This window comes from Oleiharenicola sp. Vm1, from assembly GCF_047777955.1.
GTDB lineage: Bacteria > Verrucomicrobiota > Verrucomicrobiia > Opitutales > Opitutaceae > Didemnitutus.
Window position 1 is genome coordinate 745070 of record NZ_CP180537.1, and the last position, 16256, is coordinate 761325.

General features: G+C 69.0%; 17 protein-coding genes and 1 pseudogene. 13 read left to right on the forward strand and 5 right to left on the reverse strand.

The window, feature by feature from the left end; all coding sequences use genetic code 11:
- The first annotated feature begins 37 nt into the window (after window positions 1-37).
- Window positions 38-1309 (forward strand): CoF synthetase, encoded by a 1272-nt coding sequence (locus tag ACMYLB_RS04170; protein ID WP_415909713.1) that lies wholly within the window; start codon window positions 38-40, stop codon window positions 1307-1309.
- A gap of 30 nt (window positions 1310-1339) precedes the next feature.
- Here the strand turns inward: ACMYLB_RS04170 and ACMYLB_RS04175 are convergent, their stop codons facing one another.
- Together ACMYLB_RS04175 and ACMYLB_RS04180 are read right to left on the reverse strand one after the other, a co-directional pair.
- Window positions 1340-2440, reverse strand: a complete 1101-nt coding sequence (locus ACMYLB_RS04175; protein ID WP_415909714.1) for a PEP-CTERM sorting domain-containing protein — start codon at window positions 2438-2440, stop codon at window positions 1340-1342.
- A gap of 113 nt (window positions 2441-2553) precedes the next feature.
- Complete coding sequence (locus ACMYLB_RS04180; RefSeq protein ID WP_415909715.1) at window positions 2554-3675, reverse strand: hypothetical protein; 1122 nt, start codon at window positions 3673-3675, stop codon at window positions 2554-2556.
- A gap of 217 nt (window positions 3676-3892) precedes the next feature.
- On the opposite strand from ACMYLB_RS04180, the gene ACMYLB_RS04185 reads away from it, so the two are divergent.
- The 4 genes from ACMYLB_RS04185 (at window position 3893) to ACMYLB_RS04200 (ending at window position 7749) form a co-directional block, all read left to right on the forward strand.
- Window positions 3893-4585: a succinate dehydrogenase cytochrome b subunit gene (locus ACMYLB_RS04185; protein ID WP_415909716.1), complete on the forward strand. Its 693-nt coding sequence runs from the start codon at window positions 3893-3895 to the stop codon at window positions 4583-4585.
- Between the two features lie 12 nt (window positions 4586-4597).
- Window positions 4598-6520, forward strand: a complete 1923-nt coding sequence (locus tag ACMYLB_RS04190) for a fumarate reductase/succinate dehydrogenase flavoprotein subunit (RefSeq protein WP_415909717.1) — start codon at window positions 4598-4600, stop codon at window positions 6518-6520.
- Between the two features lie 24 nt (window positions 6521-6544).
- Window positions 6545-7360 (forward strand): succinate dehydrogenase/fumarate reductase iron-sulfur subunit, encoded by an 816-nt coding sequence (locus ACMYLB_RS04195; RefSeq protein ID WP_415909718.1) that lies wholly within the window; start codon window positions 6545-6547, stop codon window positions 7358-7360.
- A 149-nt stretch (window positions 7361-7509) separates the two neighbouring features.
- On the forward strand, window positions 7510-7749 hold the full coding sequence (locus ACMYLB_RS04200; protein ID WP_415909719.1) for a hypothetical protein: 240 nt from the start codon (window positions 7510-7512) through the stop codon (window positions 7747-7749).
- A 48-nt stretch (window positions 7750-7797) separates the two neighbouring features.
- Here ACMYLB_RS04200 and ACMYLB_RS04205 read toward each other — a convergent pair whose 3' ends face one another.
- From ACMYLB_RS04205 to ACMYLB_RS04215, 3 genes are all read right to left on the reverse strand, one after another.
- Window positions 7798-8214 (reverse strand): hypothetical protein, encoded by a 417-nt coding sequence (locus ACMYLB_RS04205; RefSeq protein ID WP_415909720.1) that lies wholly within the window; start codon window positions 8212-8214, stop codon window positions 7798-7800.
- 42 nt (window positions 8215-8256) lie between these two features.
- Complete coding sequence (locus ACMYLB_RS04210) at window positions 8257-8898, reverse strand: DUF4203 domain-containing protein (RefSeq protein ID WP_415909721.1); 642 nt, start codon at window positions 8896-8898, stop codon at window positions 8257-8259.
- Between the two features lie 64 nt (window positions 8899-8962).
- Window positions 8963-9226: a hypothetical protein gene (locus ACMYLB_RS04215; protein ID WP_415909722.1), complete on the reverse strand. Its 264-nt coding sequence runs from the start codon at window positions 9224-9226 to the stop codon at window positions 8963-8965.
- Between the two features lie 223 nt (window positions 9227-9449).
- Here ACMYLB_RS04215 and ACMYLB_RS04220 point away from each other — a divergent pair, with 223 nt between their 5' ends.
- The 8 genes and pseudogenes from ACMYLB_RS04220 to ACMYLB_RS04255 all read left to right on the forward strand — a co-directional run bounded on the left by ACMYLB_RS04220 (window position 9450) and on the right by ACMYLB_RS04255 (window position 16213).
- Entirely contained in the window at window positions 9450-10271 is an 822-nt protein-coding gene (locus ACMYLB_RS04220) for a diaminopimelate decarboxylase family protein (RefSeq protein ID WP_415909723.1), read from the forward strand.
- Entirely contained in the window at window positions 10211-10414 is a 204-nt protein-coding gene (locus tag ACMYLB_RS04225) for a hypothetical protein (protein WP_415909724.1), read from the forward strand. The genes ACMYLB_RS04220 and ACMYLB_RS04225 overlap by 61 nt, the downstream gene beginning before the upstream one ends.
- Complete coding sequence (locus ACMYLB_RS04230) at window positions 10411-10755, forward strand: diaminopimelate decarboxylase family protein (protein WP_415909725.1); 345 nt, start codon at window positions 10411-10413, stop codon at window positions 10753-10755. Before ACMYLB_RS04225 ends, ACMYLB_RS04230 begins: the two co-directional genes overlap by 4 nt.
- A gap of 12 nt (window positions 10756-10767) precedes the next feature.
- Window positions 10768-11811 (forward strand): NAD(P)H-dependent glycerol-3-phosphate dehydrogenase, encoded by a 1044-nt coding sequence (locus ACMYLB_RS04235; protein WP_415909726.1) that lies wholly within the window; start codon window positions 10768-10770, stop codon window positions 11809-11811.
- A gap of 37 nt (window positions 11812-11848) precedes the next feature.
- Window positions 11849-13023 (forward strand): annotated as a pseudogene (locus ACMYLB_RS04240) (glycerate kinase).
- Between the two features lie 109 nt (window positions 13024-13132).
- Window positions 13133-13852, forward strand: a complete 720-nt coding sequence (locus ACMYLB_RS04245; RefSeq protein ID WP_415909727.1) for a cupin domain-containing protein — start codon at window positions 13133-13135, stop codon at window positions 13850-13852.
- Window positions 13853-13937: 85 nt separating this feature from the next.
- Entirely contained in the window at window positions 13938-14780 is an 843-nt protein-coding gene (locus ACMYLB_RS04250) for an HDOD domain-containing protein (protein WP_415909728.1), read from the forward strand.
- An 83-nt stretch (window positions 14781-14863) separates the two neighbouring features.
- Complete coding sequence (locus ACMYLB_RS04255) at window positions 14864-16213, forward strand: pyridoxal phosphate-dependent decarboxylase family protein (protein ID WP_415909729.1); 1350 nt, start codon at window positions 14864-14866, stop codon at window positions 16211-16213.
- The last annotated feature ends 43 nt before the right edge of the window (window positions 16214-16256 follow it).

Sequence of the window (16256 nt, forward strand, 5' to 3'; positions counted from 1 at the left end):
ACTTTGCCCGGGGGGCACGTTTACTGCGCCATCCCCGATGGAAAGCGCCGTCTCCACGCCCGCGTTCGCCAACTCGCCCGACACGCTCGGCGAGCTGGATGACTGTCGCCTGCCGGCGACGCTCGAGTCCGAAATCCGCGCCATCTACGGGCGCAGCCCGCTCTACCCGCAGCGCTTCCCGCTCCATCGCGAGCCGCTGCAGTGGAGCTGTTACCGCGAGATCCCGGTGCTGACGAAGCAGGAGATCGTGCAGCGCGGCCACACGGCGTTCTTCGCCGACTACCGCGAGATCGAGCGCGGGTTCGCGCAGAAAAAATACGAATACGAGCACACCTCCGGCACGACGAGCGGCCCGATGACCGTCGTGATGGAGGACGGGTGGTGGAACGCGCAGACGCGCCGCGCCTACCTCGCGCATCCAGTGCTGGCGCAGTATGTCGACCGGCCGTATCGCAAGTGCGTGCTCGCCCCGGTCGGCTGCTCGAGCAACCTCTGTCCCTACGAGGACCATCCGTTCCCGCACCGCTATTTCGACGGCACGGTCTACCTCAACCTCTCGAGCGATCCGTTCGCATTTCCCGAGGGCGAGTGGGAGCGCATCGCGCGCGAGTTGCAGGCCGTGCAGCCCGAGGTGCTCGAGGGCGAGCCCGTCTACCTCTCGCTCCTGGCGCGCGCGCTGAAGAAGCGGCACGTGCAGGTGCCGAGCGTGAAGACCGTCATCCTCACCTACGGCAAGGCCAGCCTCCAGCACAGCCGGCGCATCGCGGAGGCTTTCCCCGGTGCGGCGCAGGTCGACCTCTACGGCTCGACCGAGGCGGGTTACCTTTTCGTCGGCGACGCGTTCCGCGACAACCTGCAGGTGGTCGATGCCAACTGCTTCATCGAGCTCGTGCCGTGGCGCGAGAACGATCCGGACGCGTTCCAGATCTACGTGACGACCCGCGATCGCGTGGCGATGCCGCTGCTGCGCTACCACACGGGCGACATCGTGCGCCGCACACCGACGGGCTATCGGATTCTCGGTCGCGAGAAGGACCTGCACACGCGCGGCGACGGCGTCGTCGTGTCGGCCTTCGAGATCGATCAGGTGCTGCCGGCGGAATTCGAGTGCTGGCACTGGAGCCTGGTGCAGGTCTCCGAGCAGCGCTGGGAGCTGCAATACGTGGCGGACTCGATCGCGCCGGACGGGTTTGCGGACAAGATCGCGGCGGTGCTCGGCGACGGAGCGCGCGTGACGCTGTTCCGCCGGAAGTTCATCCAACCGGCCGCGAGCGGAAAGTTCGCGCTGCTGAAGCCGCTGGCGAGGTAGCCGCGCGGGCGCGCGGCGGGGGCTGGGGGATCAACGCCCCGGCGTCGCGCGAAGCGCGCGCCAGCGCCGGAGGCCGAAGCAGGCCAGGCCGGCGCCCAGGAAGAGCGCGCCGTAGGTCGACGGCTCGGGCACCGGGCGCGAGATTTGCGCGCCGAAGCCCATGAAATCCATGTTGCCCCACGAATTCGGATCGGTGTTCGTGAGGTAGACGGAGCTGTTGTTCCAGTTGACCAGGTCGGAGCCGCTCGAGGCGGTGACGTCGCCCGCCATGAGCGAGTAGCCGTAGATGGTCTGGCCGACGGAGAGGCCGAGATCGGTGAAACGGATCAGGATGCCGACGAGGTAGAGATCGTTGCTGTTCGGCGTGCCGGAGTTGGTGTCGAGCGTGGTGATCGACTGGCCGCTGGCGAGGTTGTCGCCGCTGGTGGTGGTGGCGCGGAGGTATTTGGCGTTCGAGCCGTCGGGCGTGGCCACGGCGTTGCCGAAGGTGCCGGGCTGGACGAGGAGGCCGGAGTTGGCGTAGGCGTTGGGCGCATTGGCGACGCCGTTGACGGTGCCGACGGACGTGAAGGCGGAAACGCGGAAGCCGTCGCCGTAATTGCCGACGTTCTCGAGGTCGAAGAACACCATCGCGTCTCCCTCCTGCACGGTGTAGCCGCCGGAGAAGTAGAAATCGATGCGCTCGATGTTGGAGCTGGTCGAGCTGGAGCTGTTGGCGAACGGATTGCGGAGGCCCTGCGTGAGGTCGTTGCTGAGCATCACCTCGGACATCGTCGGCGAGGAGTCGCCCTTGCCGAGGACGGTGGCGTTGCCGTTGCTGGTCGACGAGTATTGGTAGAAGACCGTGGAGTTGTTCGGATTGCCGGAAGAGGTGTTGCGGCGGAAATTGACGGCGCTCGCGAGCGGGCCGTTGAAATTGTAGGTGCCGAGCGAGGTGGAGATGTATTCGACCGGCGTGTATTGGTTGAGGTAGGTGACGTTGCCCGCTGTGCGGTTGGTCGTATCGACTGTCGTGCCGTAGTCGACCGCCGTCACGGCGATCTGCGCCGATAGCGGGAGAGCCAGCGTCCCCATGGCCGTGCCCACGCACAGCGCACGTAGGTAACGAAGCAGGTGGGGGACGGGAGGCATGGACCTAGCCATGCTAGGGCCATCGGGCGCAGTCAAACAAATAGGTGAAAACACCTATTATGATCGGGATTGATCTCTCCCTCTGCGCTGCCGGCGCGCGCGTCCCGGGACTACTATCCCGCTTTAGATGCTTCCCTGCAGATGTTTGTGTAGGGCTTCGCGCGGCGGAATTTCCACAGCCCCCAGACCATGCCGACGGCGAGGAAGAGAGCCCCGTAAACGCGTGATTCGGGCACCGGACGGGCAATCTGTGCTCCGAAGCCGGCGAAGTCGGCGTTGCCCCAGGTGCTGGCGTCCGTGTTCGTGGCGTAGACGGAGGTGTTGTTCCAGTTCACCAGATCCGAGCCGCTCGAGGCCGTGACATCGCCCGCCATGAGCGAGTAGCCGTAGATGGTCTGGCCGACGGAGAGGCCGAGGTCGGTGAAGCGGATGAGGATGCCGACGAGGTAAAGGTCGTTCGAGCCCGGCGTGCCCGTGTTGTAGTCGAGCGAAGTGAGGGACTGGCTGCTGGAGAGGCTGTCGCCGTTGGTGGTGGTGGAGAGCAGATACTTCGCGTTGGTGCCCGTGGGAGTGTCGACCGGATCGCCCATGGTGCCGGAGGCGACGAGCAGACCGGAGTTGGCATAGGCCGTCGGGGCATTGGCGGCGCCGTTGACGGAGCCGACCGAGGTGAAGGCGGCGACGCGGAAGCCGTCGCCGTGATCGCCGTAGTTCTCCAGGTCGAAGAGCACGATGGCGTCGCCGGCTTTCACCGTGTAGCCGCCGGAGAAGTAGAAATCGATGCGCTCGATGTTCGATTCGGAGGAGCTGCTGCCGTTCGCGAAGGGGTTGCGGATGCCCTGGCTGAGGTCGCCGCTGAGCATGACCTCGGAGAGGTTGGGGGAGGTGTCGCCCTTGCCGATGACGCTGGCGGTGGTGTCGGTGGCGGACGAATACTGATAGTAGACGTTCGCCGAATTCGCGTTGCCCGCGCTCGTGTTGCGACGGAAGGAGACCGAGGAGGCAAGCGAGCCGTTGATGCTGTAGGTGCCGAGCGAGGAGCTGACGTAGCTAACCGGGGTCACCTGGTTGAGGTAGGTGAGGTTGCCGGCGGTGCGATCGGTGCCGTTGGTCGTGGTGCCGTAGTCCACGCTGGTGATCGCCACCTGTGCGACGGCCGGGAGCGCGCCAAGGATCGCCACCCCCATGCCGAGGAGGAGGCCGAGCCGGGAAAGACATGGCGCTGGAGAGTTCAACCGCTACGGTGGCATCGGCACGCGGTGCCGGGGGCTTGAGCGCAATCGGGGTGGAGCCCGCGGTGACACCGCGCTTCTCGCCCGGGTTAGGGAGCCTAATAAACCCCCGGGGGCGTCCGGCCGCCGGGCGGCGCACTTTACATCGGTGAGGGGCGTTGGTTTCTTGCCGTCGCTTCGACGTCCCACCCCTCCACGCGCGCTTCGAATCCTTTACGCGATGAACCTCCTCGGCTCGCTCTTCACGTCCTCTATTGGCCGGAAGTTCCTCATGGCGTTCACCGGACTTGTCTTGTTCGGCTTCGTCACGGGGCACCTGATCGGCAATCTCCAGATTTTCCTCCCGCCGGAGAAGATCAATCACTACGGCCACTTCCTCGAGTCCCTCGGCTCGGCCCTGTGGCTGATCCGGGCCTTCCTGCTCGCGTGTGTCGTGGTGCACATCTGGCTCGCCATCCAGCTCACGCTGGAGAACCGCGCCGCGCGGCCCGAGGCCTACGGGGTCGACAAGGTCAACCGCGCCACGCTCGCCTCGCGCGTCATGGCCCGCACCGGCCTCGTGGTCCTGGCCTTCATCGTCTACCACCTGATCCACTTCACGCTGCGCCTGCAGCACCCGGAATGGAGCCAGCACACCTACGCGCTGCATGACGGCACGATGGTGCGCGACGTCTACAAGATGGTCGTGCAGGGCTTCAGCAGCCTGCCGGTGTCGCTCTTCTACATCGTGGCGGTCGGCCTGCTCAGCTACCACCTCGCCCACGGCATCTCGTCGATGTTCCAAAGCCTCGGCCTGAAGAACGAGAACTGGGCCGCCGGCCTCGACCGCTTCGCCAAGGTCTACTGCTGGGCCTACTTCCTCCTCAACGCCGCCATCCCGCTCGCCGTCCTCAGCGGCTACGTCCACCTCTAAGCCTTTCCCGCCATGGCCAAACTTGACTCCAAGATTCCCTCCGGCCCGCTCGCCGACAAGTGGCGCAACCACAAGGCCTCGATCAAACTCGTCAATCCGGCCAACAAGCGGAAATACGAGGTCATCGTCGTCGGCGCCGGCCTGGCCGGCTCCTCCGCCGCCGCCACGCTCGCCGAGCTCGGCTACAAGGTGAAGTGCTTCGTCTTCCACGACAGCCCGCGCCGCGCCCACTCCATCGCCGCCCAGGGCGGCATCAACGCCGCCAAGAACTACCAGAACGACGGCGACAGCGTCTACCGGCTCTTCTACGACACCATCAAGGGCGGCGACTACCGCGCCCGCGAGGCCAACGTCCACCGCCTCGCCGAGGTCTCGGTCAACATCATCGACCAGTGCGCGGCCCAGGGCGTCCCCTTCGCCCGCGAATACGGCGGCCTCCTCGCCAACCGCTCCTTCGGCGGCGCCCAGGTCTCGCGCACCTTCTACGCCCGCGGCCAGACCGGCCAGCAGCTCCTCCTCGGCGCCTACAGCGCGCTCTCCAAGATGGTCGGCGCCGGCGGCGTCGAGCTCCACACGCAGTCCGAGATGCTCGACCTCGTCCTCGTTGACGGCCACGCCAAGGGCATCATCGTCCGCAACCTCGTCACCGGCGCCATCACCCGCCACAGCGCCGACGCCGTCATCCTCGCCACCGGCGGCTACGGCAACGTCTTCAACCTCGCCACCTACGCGCGCGGCTCGAACGCCACCGCCATCTGGCGCGCCTACAAGCGCGGCGCCTGCTTCGGCAATCCCTGCTACACGCAGATCCACCCGACCTGCATCCCCGTCTCCGGCGACTACCAGTCGAAGCTCACGCTCATGTCCGAGTCGCTCCGCAACGACGGCCGCATCTGGGTGCCGAAGAAGAAGGAGGACGCGAAGAAGAATCCCGCCGACATTCCCGAGCAGGACCGCGACTACTACCTCGAGCGCATCTACCCGTCCTTCGGCAACCTCGCCCCGCGCGACGTCTCCTCCCGCGCCGCCATGCGCATGTGCGACGAGGGCCGCGGCGTCGGCGAGTCCGGCCTCGGCGTCTACCTCGACTTCGCCGACGCCATCAAGCGCCTCGGCGAGGCCGGCGTGCGCGAGCGCTACGGCAACCTCTTCGACATCTACCACGAGATCACGAACGAGAACGCCTACAAGCAGCCGATGCGCATCTACCCGGCGGTGCACTATACCATGGGCGGCCTCTGGGTGGACTACAACCTGATGTCCAACATCCCCGGCCTCTTCGTGCTCGGCGAGGCGAACTTCTCCGACCACGGCGCCAACCGCCTCGGCGCCTCCGCCCTCATGCAGGGCCTGGCCGACGGCTACTTCGTCATCCCCTACACCGTCGGCGACTACCTCGCCGGCCAGAAGCCGAACAACAAGCCCTCGACCGACCGCGCCGAGTTCAAGCAGGCCGAGGAAAACGTCGCCGGCATTTCGCAGCGCCTCCTCTCGATCAACGGCAAGGAGCCGGTCAGCCATTTCCACAAGCGCCTCGGCCAGATCATGTGGAAAAACTGCGGCATGGCGCGCACCAAGCAGTCGCTCGAGACCGCGCTCAAGGAAATTCCCGCCCTGCGCGAGGAGTTCTGGCAGAACGTCAAAGTTCCCGGCTCCGCCGACACCATCAACCAGTCGCTCGAAAACGCCGGCCGCGTCGCCGACTTCCTCGAGCTCGGTGAACTCATGTGCCTCGACGCGCTCACCCGCGAGGAGAGCTGCGGCGGCCACTTCCGCGAGGAATACCAATACCCCGACGGCGAGTGCAAACGCGACGACGAGAAGTTCGCGCACGTCGCCGCCTGGGAATACCAGGGCGAAGGCAAGGCGCCGCTCCGCAACGTCGAACCGCTCAACTACGAATTCGTGAAGATGAGCGTCCGCTCCTACAAATAAGAAGCCCCCCGAGGACAAAACGCCATGGTTGCAGAACACTCTTCCAAGAAACTCTTCAGCGTCACCCTCCGCGTCTGGCGCCAGGCCGGCCCGTCCGCGCCGGGCAAGTTCGTCGATTACCCGGCGGCGAACGTGAACCCCGACATGTCCTTCCTCGAGCTGCTCGACGTCGTGAACGACGAGCTGACGAAGAAGGGCGAGGACCCGATCGCGTTCGCCCACGACTGCCGCGAGGGCATCTGCGGCACCTGCTCGTGCACGATCAACGGCAAACCCCACGGCCCCGGCAAGGGCATCGCCACCTGCCAGACCTACATGCGCAGCTTCAAGGACGGCGACACCATCCTCGTGGAGCCCTTCCGCGCCCGTGCCTTCGCCATCCAGAAGGACCTGATGACGGACCGCTCGGCCTTCGACAAGATCCAGCAGGCCGGCGGCTTCATCTCCGTCCGCACCGGCGCCGCGCCGGATGCGAACTCGATCCCCGTGCCGAAGGAGGACGCCGACCTCGCGATGGACGCCGCGCAGTGCATCGGCTGCGGCGCCTGCGTCGCCGCGTGCAAGAACGCCTCCGCGATGCTCTTCGTCGCCGCCAAGGTCTCGCAGTTCTCGCTGCTCCCGCAGGGCCAGCCCGAGCGCGAGAAGCGCGTGCTCGCGATGGTGAAGACGATGGACGACCTCGGCTTCGGCAACTGCACCAACCAATACGAGTGCAGCGCCGTGTGCCCGAAGCTCATCTCGCACGACTTCATCGCCCGCCTGAACCGCGAATACATCCGCGCGCTCGTGAAGACCAAGTTCAGTCCCGTCTCCAACGCCTCCGGCGGCGGCGCGGGCTGAGCCGATCTCCCGGCCTTTTCCCGACGGCGCGGTCCCCCGCGCCGTTTTTATTTTCCGCCGACCGCTCGTCCCGCGCCTCAGCCGTTCGGCCCGGGGGTGCAACTTTTCCTCCGCCGCGGTGTTTTCATGGCATCAACCCGCTTCCCACCATGAAAACCGCTCTGATCTCCTTCCTCGCCGCGACCGCCTTCGGTCTCGTTTTCTTCGCGAGCGGTGCCTTCGACGCCGCCGAATTCGCCGCTGTGTTCTTCGCCGCCGGTCTGGCGGCCTGGACGCTCGCGCAATACAGCCGCGAGTATCGTCCGCTGACGATCGCCCGCCCCATCCGTCTCCCCGCGCCGCTCCGCGTGTCGCCCGCCGCGCCCCGCGTCAGCCAGCTCGCCGCCTGAGACGATCGGACTTCGAACCGCGGCGCCGGAGCGATCCGGCGCCGTTTTTTATTTCACGACCACCGTGCCGCTGCCGCTGAGCTTCGAGGTCTGGAGGTTCTCGCCGTAGAGCACGAGCGTGAGGGTCGACTCCACGCGATAGCTGGCCGAGCCGGTCGGGAGGCTCGCGCCCTTTTCCGCGACGAAGGTGCCGCCCTGCTCGAGATTGCGTTGCTGCGGGATGCCGATCGGGGCCTTGATCTCGACCGTGCCGGCGAGCTTGCCGTCGAGGTAGACGCGGTGCGACGACCGCTCGACGTTGTAGGCCACCACGGACGGATTCAGGTAGCGGATCGTCGCCTTGCCGCCGGCGGGGTCGAGCGAGGCCAGTTCGATGCCGAGTCCGACGGGAATGGGGGAGGAGCAGCCGGCCAGCGACACGATCAGGGCGACGGCGGCGCACAGCGCCAGCAGGGTGTTTTTCATGGAGAAGGGCAGTCTGCGATCCGTCGCCCGCGCGGCAAGGCGTTACTCCTTCGCCGGCTTTTCCTTCTTGTCCTTTTTCTTCGCCCCGCCGCCCTTGCCGCCGCCGATCTCGAACTGCGCGATCGATCCCACCGCGGCGAGCACGAGCACCGCTGGCAGAAACCAGGCGTTCGTGTCGATCACGGCCGGGATCTGCTGCGGCTGGCGGAAGTAGTAGACCCAGTCCAGCTGGTGCGTGAAATACATCAGCGCGAAGACCGCCCGGAACGCCCCCAGCAGGGCGGTGGCGAGGATGATCACGACGCGCTGCAGCTTCACCGCTGCGATGCCGCCGATCACGCCGACCACCAGCGCGCCGAGCAGCGCCACCATGTGGTGGAAATGCGACAGCAGCAGCAGCGCCAGCGTGGCGCCGAAGCCGAAGCCCGCCACGAAGACCGCGGCGATGTAGGCGAGGAACGCCAGCCCCGCGCCGAGCAGCGCGCCCACCGCGAGCCCGGCCAGCTCGCCGCCGCTGCCCCAGCCGGCGGCGTGGGCCGCGGCCTGGCCGAGCAGCGCGCCGGCGAGGGCGCCGAGCAGGCCGATCGCCAGCTTGAAGACCCGGTAGCCGAAAAAGCAGTCGAGCAGGCCCCAGATGATGGCGGCCACGGAAAACCACGGATACAGCTCGGCGTCGATGTGCACGGCGCGAAGCAAGCGCGCCTCGCCGTGCCGCGCAACCTACTTTGCGCGCCCGCGCGCGCGGCGCTCAGAAAATCGAGACCGCCCGCGCGCTCTCGATGACGACCCACGCGATGGCGAACGCCGTCGCCCACATGAAGGCGGCCTTGGCGAAGCGCCGGCGCTGGAGCGAGCGCTCGTAGGTGTCGACGTTGTGGGTGCGGTAGCCGCTCGATTCGAGGAAGCTCACGAACTGCGCGCGGCGCGAGCTGGTCGTCCGCAGCCGCTGGTCCAGCCGCCGCGGGGTGCGGGACGGCAGGCGTTGCAGCAGGCGGCGCAGGAGATGGCTCACGCCCGCATTGATTCGGCAACTTCCCGGCGCGTTCAAGTGCTTTCCCGAAAAAGTCCGGGTTTTTGACGCAGGGTTTACGGTGGCCAGTAGATTTGGCACTGGTCCGACGGCGCGGGCGGAGATCGCGACCGCGCCGGCCTATGCCGGAACGTTCGGCGGGCCGGGGAAGAATTGGGTGGTTTTTCCGGGCGAAAGGCGCAATTTCGGCCCTCCAACCGTCGCCATGCACCACTTCCGCTACGTCGGGAACCAGCTCCACGCCGAGGGCGTCGACCTCGCCACCATCGCCGGCCTCCACGGCACCCCGACCTACGTCTACAGCGCGCAAACCATCGCGGACAACTACCGCCGCCTCGCCGCCAGCCTCGCGGGCCTGGACCTGAAGATCTGCTACGCGATGAAGGCGAACTCGACCCTCGCCGTGCTGCGGCACTTCGCCAACCTCGGCGCGGCCTTCGATCTCGTGAGCGGGGGCGAGCTGCGCCGCGTGATCGCCGCCGGGGGCGCCCCGGGCGAAAGCGTCTTTGCGGGCGTGGGCAAGTCCGAGGCGGAGATCCGCCTCGCGCTCGAGACCGGCGTCTACGGCTTCCACGTCGAGAGCGAGCCGGAGCTCGCCCGCCTCGATCGCATCGCCGGCCAGCTCGGTCGCCAGGCGCCGGTCGCCATCCGCATCAATCCCGACGTCGACGCCCACACCCACGCCAAGATCACCACCGGCAAGAGCGAGAACAAGTTCGGCATCCCGCTGAAATTCGCCGCCGCCGCCTACGCCGCCGCCGCGAAGTATCCGCACGTCGAGCTGAAGGGCGTGCAGATGCACATCGGCTCGCAGCTCACCCAGATCGGTCCGTTCGTCGAGGCGGTGCAGAAGGTCCTGCCCTTCGTCGAGGAGCTGAAGAAGCTCTACGGCATCCGCTATTTCTCCGTCGGCGGCGGCATCGGCATCGTTTACCCGGACGCGCTCGCGAGCGGCGACGCCGCCTGGTGGGCCGCCAAGCCCGAGGGCGAGCGCCCCTCACGCCCGAGGCCTACGGCGCGGCGCTGAAGCCGCTGCTCGCGCCGCTCGGGCTGAAAATCCTGCTCGAGCCCGGCCGCTTCCTCGTCGGCAACGCCGGCGTGCTCGTCTCCCGCGTCGAATACGTGAAGCACGGCCAGGGGAAAACTTCCTCATCCTCGACGCGGCGATGAACGACCTCGTCCGCCCGGCGATGTATGAGGCCTACCACGAGATCGTGCCGGTCGCGCGCGACTCCGCCCGCCCGGCGCTCACCGCCGACATCGTCGGACCCGTGTGCGAGAGCGGCGACTGTTTCGCCAAGGGCCGCACGCTGCAGGAAGTGCGCGAGGGCGAACTCGTCGCCTTCATGAGCGCCGGCGCCTACGGCTACACCATGGCCAGCCGCTACAACACCCGCCCGATGCCGGCGGAGGTGCTCGTGTCCGGCAGCCGTTTCGAACTGGTGAACGCGCGGGAAGCCTACGAAAACATGTTCGCCGGGGAGCGAATTCCCGGTTTTCTGAAAAGCTGAACTACCCCTTGCGTGGCTGAAGAGCCGTCAGTTCGTTTCGCCGTTGTCGGCGCCGGTGCCTGGGGCACCGCCGTGGCCGCGCATCTGGCGCGTTGCGGCCAGACCGTCGCGCTCGTCACGCGCCGGCCCGAGCACGCGCTGGCGATGCAGCTGGCGCGCGAGAACCGCGACTACCTGCCCGGCATCAAGCTCCCGGAGAATCTCGCCGTCACCTCGGATCTCCGCGCCGCCCTGCTCGAGGCCGACGTCGCGCTGATCGCGAGCCCGTCGCACGCCTTGCGCGCGTGGTGCGAGCAGATCCAGGGCGTGCTCGCCGCTGCGCGCCGGCTCCAGTTGTTCATCAGCCTCGTCAAGGGCCTCGAGATCGGCACGCATCTCCGCCCGAGCGAGGTGATGGCGCAGGTCCTGCCCGGCGTGAACGTCGCCACGCTCACCGGCCCGACCAACGCCGCCGAGGTCGCGCGCGGCCTGCCCGCGGCGATGGTCCTGGCGGCGAAGACGCCCGGGCCGTTCGTCGATCGCGTCCAGGCGGCCATGAGCAGCCCGTCGCTGCGGCTCTACACCAGCGACGACCTCGCCGGCGCCGAATACGGCGCCTGCCTCAAGAACATCTACGCCATCGCGGCCGGCCTCTGCGACGGCCAGAAGCTCGGCGACAACGCCAAGGCCGCCCTGCTCACCCGCGCGCTCACCGAGATGGTCCGCGTCGGCGAGGCTCTCGGCGCCAAGAAGGAGACGTTCTACGGCCTGTCCGGCTTCGGCGACCTCGTCGCCACCTGTCACGGCGCGTGGAGCCGCAACCGCGAGTTCGGCCAGCGCATCGGCGAGGGCAAGACCGTCGACGAGCTCATGGCCGGCCGCAAGACGGTGGTCGAGGGCCACCGCTCGACCGACGCCTTCCACGGCCTCTGCCTCGAGCGCGGCATCACGGCGCCGATCATGGCCCAGGTGCACTCGATCCTCTACGAGAACAAGAAACCGGCCGACGCGCTCTACGCGCTGATGACGCGCGAGCTCAAGCGCGAGACCCACGCGCCGTTCGCGGTGAAGGGCTGACGCCACCGCCGGCCGCCGCGCCCTCCCGCTCCCGCCCATGCGCGTCCTCGTCGCCTTCGACAAATTCAAGGATGCGCTCGGCGCCGCCGAGGCGTGCGACATCGCCGCGGCCGCGCTCCGTTCCGCGCAGCCCGGCTGGCAGGTCGATCTCTGTCCGCTGGCCGATGGCGGCGACGGCTTCGCCGCCCTGCTGACCCGTGCCGCCGGCGGGGAGCTGCGGCGCGCGACCGTCACCGGCCCGCTGGGCGAGCCGGTCGAGGCGCACTACGGTCTCGTCCCCGCCGCCCGGCTCCCGCTCGCCGCACAGGCGCAGCTCGAACTCGCCGCGCGCGAATCCGCCGGCGGAGCCGCGCCGCGGGTCGCCGTCGTGGAAATGGCGCAGGCCTCCGGCCTCGCCCTCGTTCCGCCCGCCCGGCGCAACCCGTGGCGGACGACCACGCGCGGCACAGGCGAACTCATCCTCGCCGCCGCGCGGAGGGCGCGGCCGCGATCGCCCTCGGCGTCGGCGGCAGCGCGACACACGACGCCGGCCTCGGCGCCCTGGTGGCGCTCGGTCTGACCGCCCACGCGGCCGACGGCTCCGTCATCGCCGACCCCGTGCCGGAGACCTGGGCGGCCCTGGCGCGCGTCGGCGGCCGGATCGCCGCGCCGCTGCCGCCGCTCTTCATCGCCACCGATGTGACGAACCCGCTCATGGGCACCTTCGGCGCGGCGAGCGTCTTCGCGCCGCAGAAAGGCCTGCACGAGGAGGATTTCACCCGGCTCGAATACATGACCGGCCGCGTGGCGGCCATGCTCTGCACGCTGGCGGGCAAGCACCCGCTGCTGTGCGAGACGCCCGGGTGCGGCGCGGCGGGCGGCCTGGCCTTCGGCCTGCACTGCGCGGCGGACGCGCGGCTGCGCCCGGGCTTCGAGCTCGTCTCGGCCTGGCTCGGCCTCGACGCGCGACTCGCCGCGGCCGACGTCGTGATCACGGGCGAGGGGAGTTTCGACGCCAGCTCGCTGGCCGGCAAGGCCCCCGGCGAAATCGCGCGCCGCGCGGCCGCGCTCGGCAAGCCGGTCCACGTCTTTGCCGGCCGCGTCGCGGCGGCGCCGGCGGGATTTTCGACGCACGCGATCACGCCGCCTGGCACCGCCCTCGCCACCGCGCTGCGCGAGGCCCCGCAGCACCTTGCGGCGAGCGTGCGCGCGACCTTCTCCGCCTGGAAATGAAATCCTGCCTCACGCCCCTGTTTGTCGGCGCCCTCGCGCTCGCCGCCGGCCGCTTGCCCGCCGCCGCGCCCGTTTTCCCGGTCCACCCCTGCCGGGCGGCTCCTTCGTCGTGCACGCGGCGGAGGTGAAGGACGAGACCAAGCCCACGAGCCTGCGCGCCGCCTACTGCGACCAGCCCACGGCCACGCTCTCGCAGTTCGAGCTGCACCGCACCATCCTCCAGCCCGGCAAGGCGCCGCACGACCCGCACCGGCACGAGCGCGAGGAGATGATGATCCTGCTCGACGGCCAGCTCGACGTGACGATCGAGGGCGCCAAGACGCGCATCGGTCCGGGCTCGGCCTTCTTCGTCGTGTCCAACGACCACCACGGCGTCTTCAACCCCGGCAGCCAGCCCGCGACCTATCTGGTGCAGAACTTCTACACCGCGGCCGGCGCGAAGATCCCGCCCGGCGAGCGTCCGGCGATGGCTTCGACCGTCTGGGAATGGGCGACGGTGCCGGTGAAGGCTTCCGCGAACTCCGAGCGCCGCGACTTCGTGAGCGCGTCCACCCGCACGCTGCCGCAGTTCGACCTGCACGTCACCACCCTGCGGCCCGGCGCGCCTGCGCACGGCGGCCAGCACCCCGACGAGCAGTTTTTCATCATAAAGGAGGGCGAGATGGAGGCGACGGCGGGCGGACAAACCCTCCGCGTGGGCCCGGGCGATCTCTTCTTCGTGGCGTCGGGCCAGAAGTTCGGCTGGCGCCACGTGGGCGAGCGGCCGTCGACTTACTACGTCGTCCGGTTCCGCACTCCCGCCACGCCGGCGCTGGCCACGACGCGCTAATAGGGCGGTCGCGGCCGGCTGCTGAGCCGCGTTTCTGGGAGTTTCCCCTTAAGCGCATCGGAGAAAATCCGATGCTCGTCCTCGGATGATCAGCGCCCCCATTTCCGAGAAAGACCTGCAAGCCGTGGCGGCCCGGCTGCCGACGGCGCCGCGGCTGCTCGTGGAGCTGGGCCAGTTGATGAACGATCCCGGGGCCGACGCAACGGACGTGGTGGGACTGCTGCGGCGCGATCCGCCGCTCGTCGCCCAGATCATCCGCATGGCCAACAGTGCGGCGTATGCGCCCAGCGAGCCGATCGGCTCGCTCGAGCGCGCGATCGCCTTCGTCGGCTTCGTCGAAGTCCACCGGCTCGTCGGCGTGGTCGCCAACGCCCAGCTGGCCGAGCAGAGGCTGCGCCTGTATCCGTTCGATGCCGCCCACCTGCGCCAGAACACGCTGTTCGTGGCCGTGCTGATGGAGGAGCTGGCGAAGCCGGCCGGCGAGCGTCCGCGGAGCTGTTACACGGTCGGCCTGCTGCGCACCATCGGCATGATGGCGCTCGAACGCCTGGCGCCGGCCGGCGCGGCGATCCCGCCGTTCCGGGAGAGCGGCGAGACCGCGCTCGACGTGTGGGAGCAGAAGCACTGGAGCCTGACCAACGTCGAGGCCGCCGAGAAGATCCTCCTGCACTGGCGCCTGCCGCACGAGACCGTGTCGGCCATCCGCCACCACTATCATCCGGCCGGGAAGCACAACCCGATCATTCACCTGCTCAAGCTTGCCGCCACCGCCGCGTCCGACCGCTTCGGCGGCCTGCCCGGCGAGGAGGGTTACTGGCAGCTGACGAGCGAGAATTTCACCAAGGCCGGCGTCGCCGAGCGCGATTTCCGGATCGCCTGCGAGCGCGCCCAGGTGAAGTTCGAGCAGCTCAAGGCGGCCGTCGCCTGACCGGGCACAATCGCGCGCCACTGTGCCGTGCCGGGGCGGCCGGCCGGTTGACCGCCCGGCGGCCCCGCGGCTAGGCTGGGGGCATGAACCCGCTGCTCCACGACGCCGCGAACCGCGCCGCCCGCTACCTCGACGAAATCCAGACGCGCGCCGTCGCGCCGGGCGACGCCGCCGTCGCCGCGTTACAGCGCCTCGAGGAGCCGCTGCCCGCCGCGCCGACCGACGAGCGGGAGACCCTGAGGTTGCTCGACGAGATCGTCTCGCCCGCGACGATGGGCATGGCGGGCCCGCGGTTCTTCGGCTTCGTCATCGGCGGTTCGTTGCCGGTCTCGCTCGCCGCCAACTGGCTGGCGGGAGCGTGGGACCAGAATGCCGCCATGTATCGCGCCACGCCGGGCGTGGCGCACCTCGAGCAGGTGGCGCTGCGCTGGCTGGTCGACCTGCTCCAGTTGCCGCGGGAGGCGGCGGGCGCATTCGTCACCGGCGCCACCGTGGCCAATCTCTGCGCGCTCGCCGCCGCGCGCCACGCGGTGCTCGAGCGGGTGGGCTGGAACGTCGAGGCGAAGGGCCTTTTCGGCGCGCCGGAGATCACCGTGATTTGCGGGGCCGAAGTGCATCCGTCCGTCACCAAGTCCCTCGGCGTGCTCGGCCTCGGTCGCGCGCGGCTGGTGAAGGTGCCGGTCGACGGCCAGGGGCGCATGCGCGCCGACGCGCTGCCGAAGATTTCCGGTCCAACCATCGTCATCGTCCAGGCGGGCAACGTGAACACGGGCGCCTTCGACCCCATCGGCGAGATCTGCGCGGCGGCGCGGGCTGCGGGAGCGTGGGTGCACGTCGACGGCGCGTTCGGCCTCTGGGCGCCGGCCTCGCCGCAGCTCGCTCCGCTGGCGCGCGGGATGGGCGACGCCGATTCCTGGGCGACCGACGCGCACAAGTGGCTCAACGTGCCCTACGACTCGGGCCTCGCCTTCGTGCGCGATCCGCACGCGCTCCCGGCCGCGATGGCCATCACGGCGGAATACCTGCCGACGCAGACGGAGTTCCGCAACCCGAGCGACTTCACGCCCGAGCTCTCGCGGCGCGCGCGCGGGGTGGAGGTGTGGGCCGCGCTGCGCTCGCTCGGCCGTGCGGGCGTGGCGGCGCTGCTCGAGCGGAATTGCGCGCAGGCGCGGCGCTTCGCGACGCAGCTGCGCGCGGCCGGTTTCGAGATCCTCAACGAGGTCGGGTTGAACCAGGTGCTCGTCGCGTTCGGCGACGCGGAGAAGACCAGGCGCGTGATCGACGGTATCCAGCGCGAGGGCACCTGCTGGGCGGGCATCACCGTCTGGCAGGGCCGCACGGCGATGCGCATCAGCGTCTCCTCGTGGGCGACGACGGACGCCGATGTCGACGCCAGCGTCGCGGCGATGGTGCGCGTGGCGCGGAGCGTTTGAGATCGCGCGCCGCACGATCCGGCGCCGGCGCGCCGGTCAACGG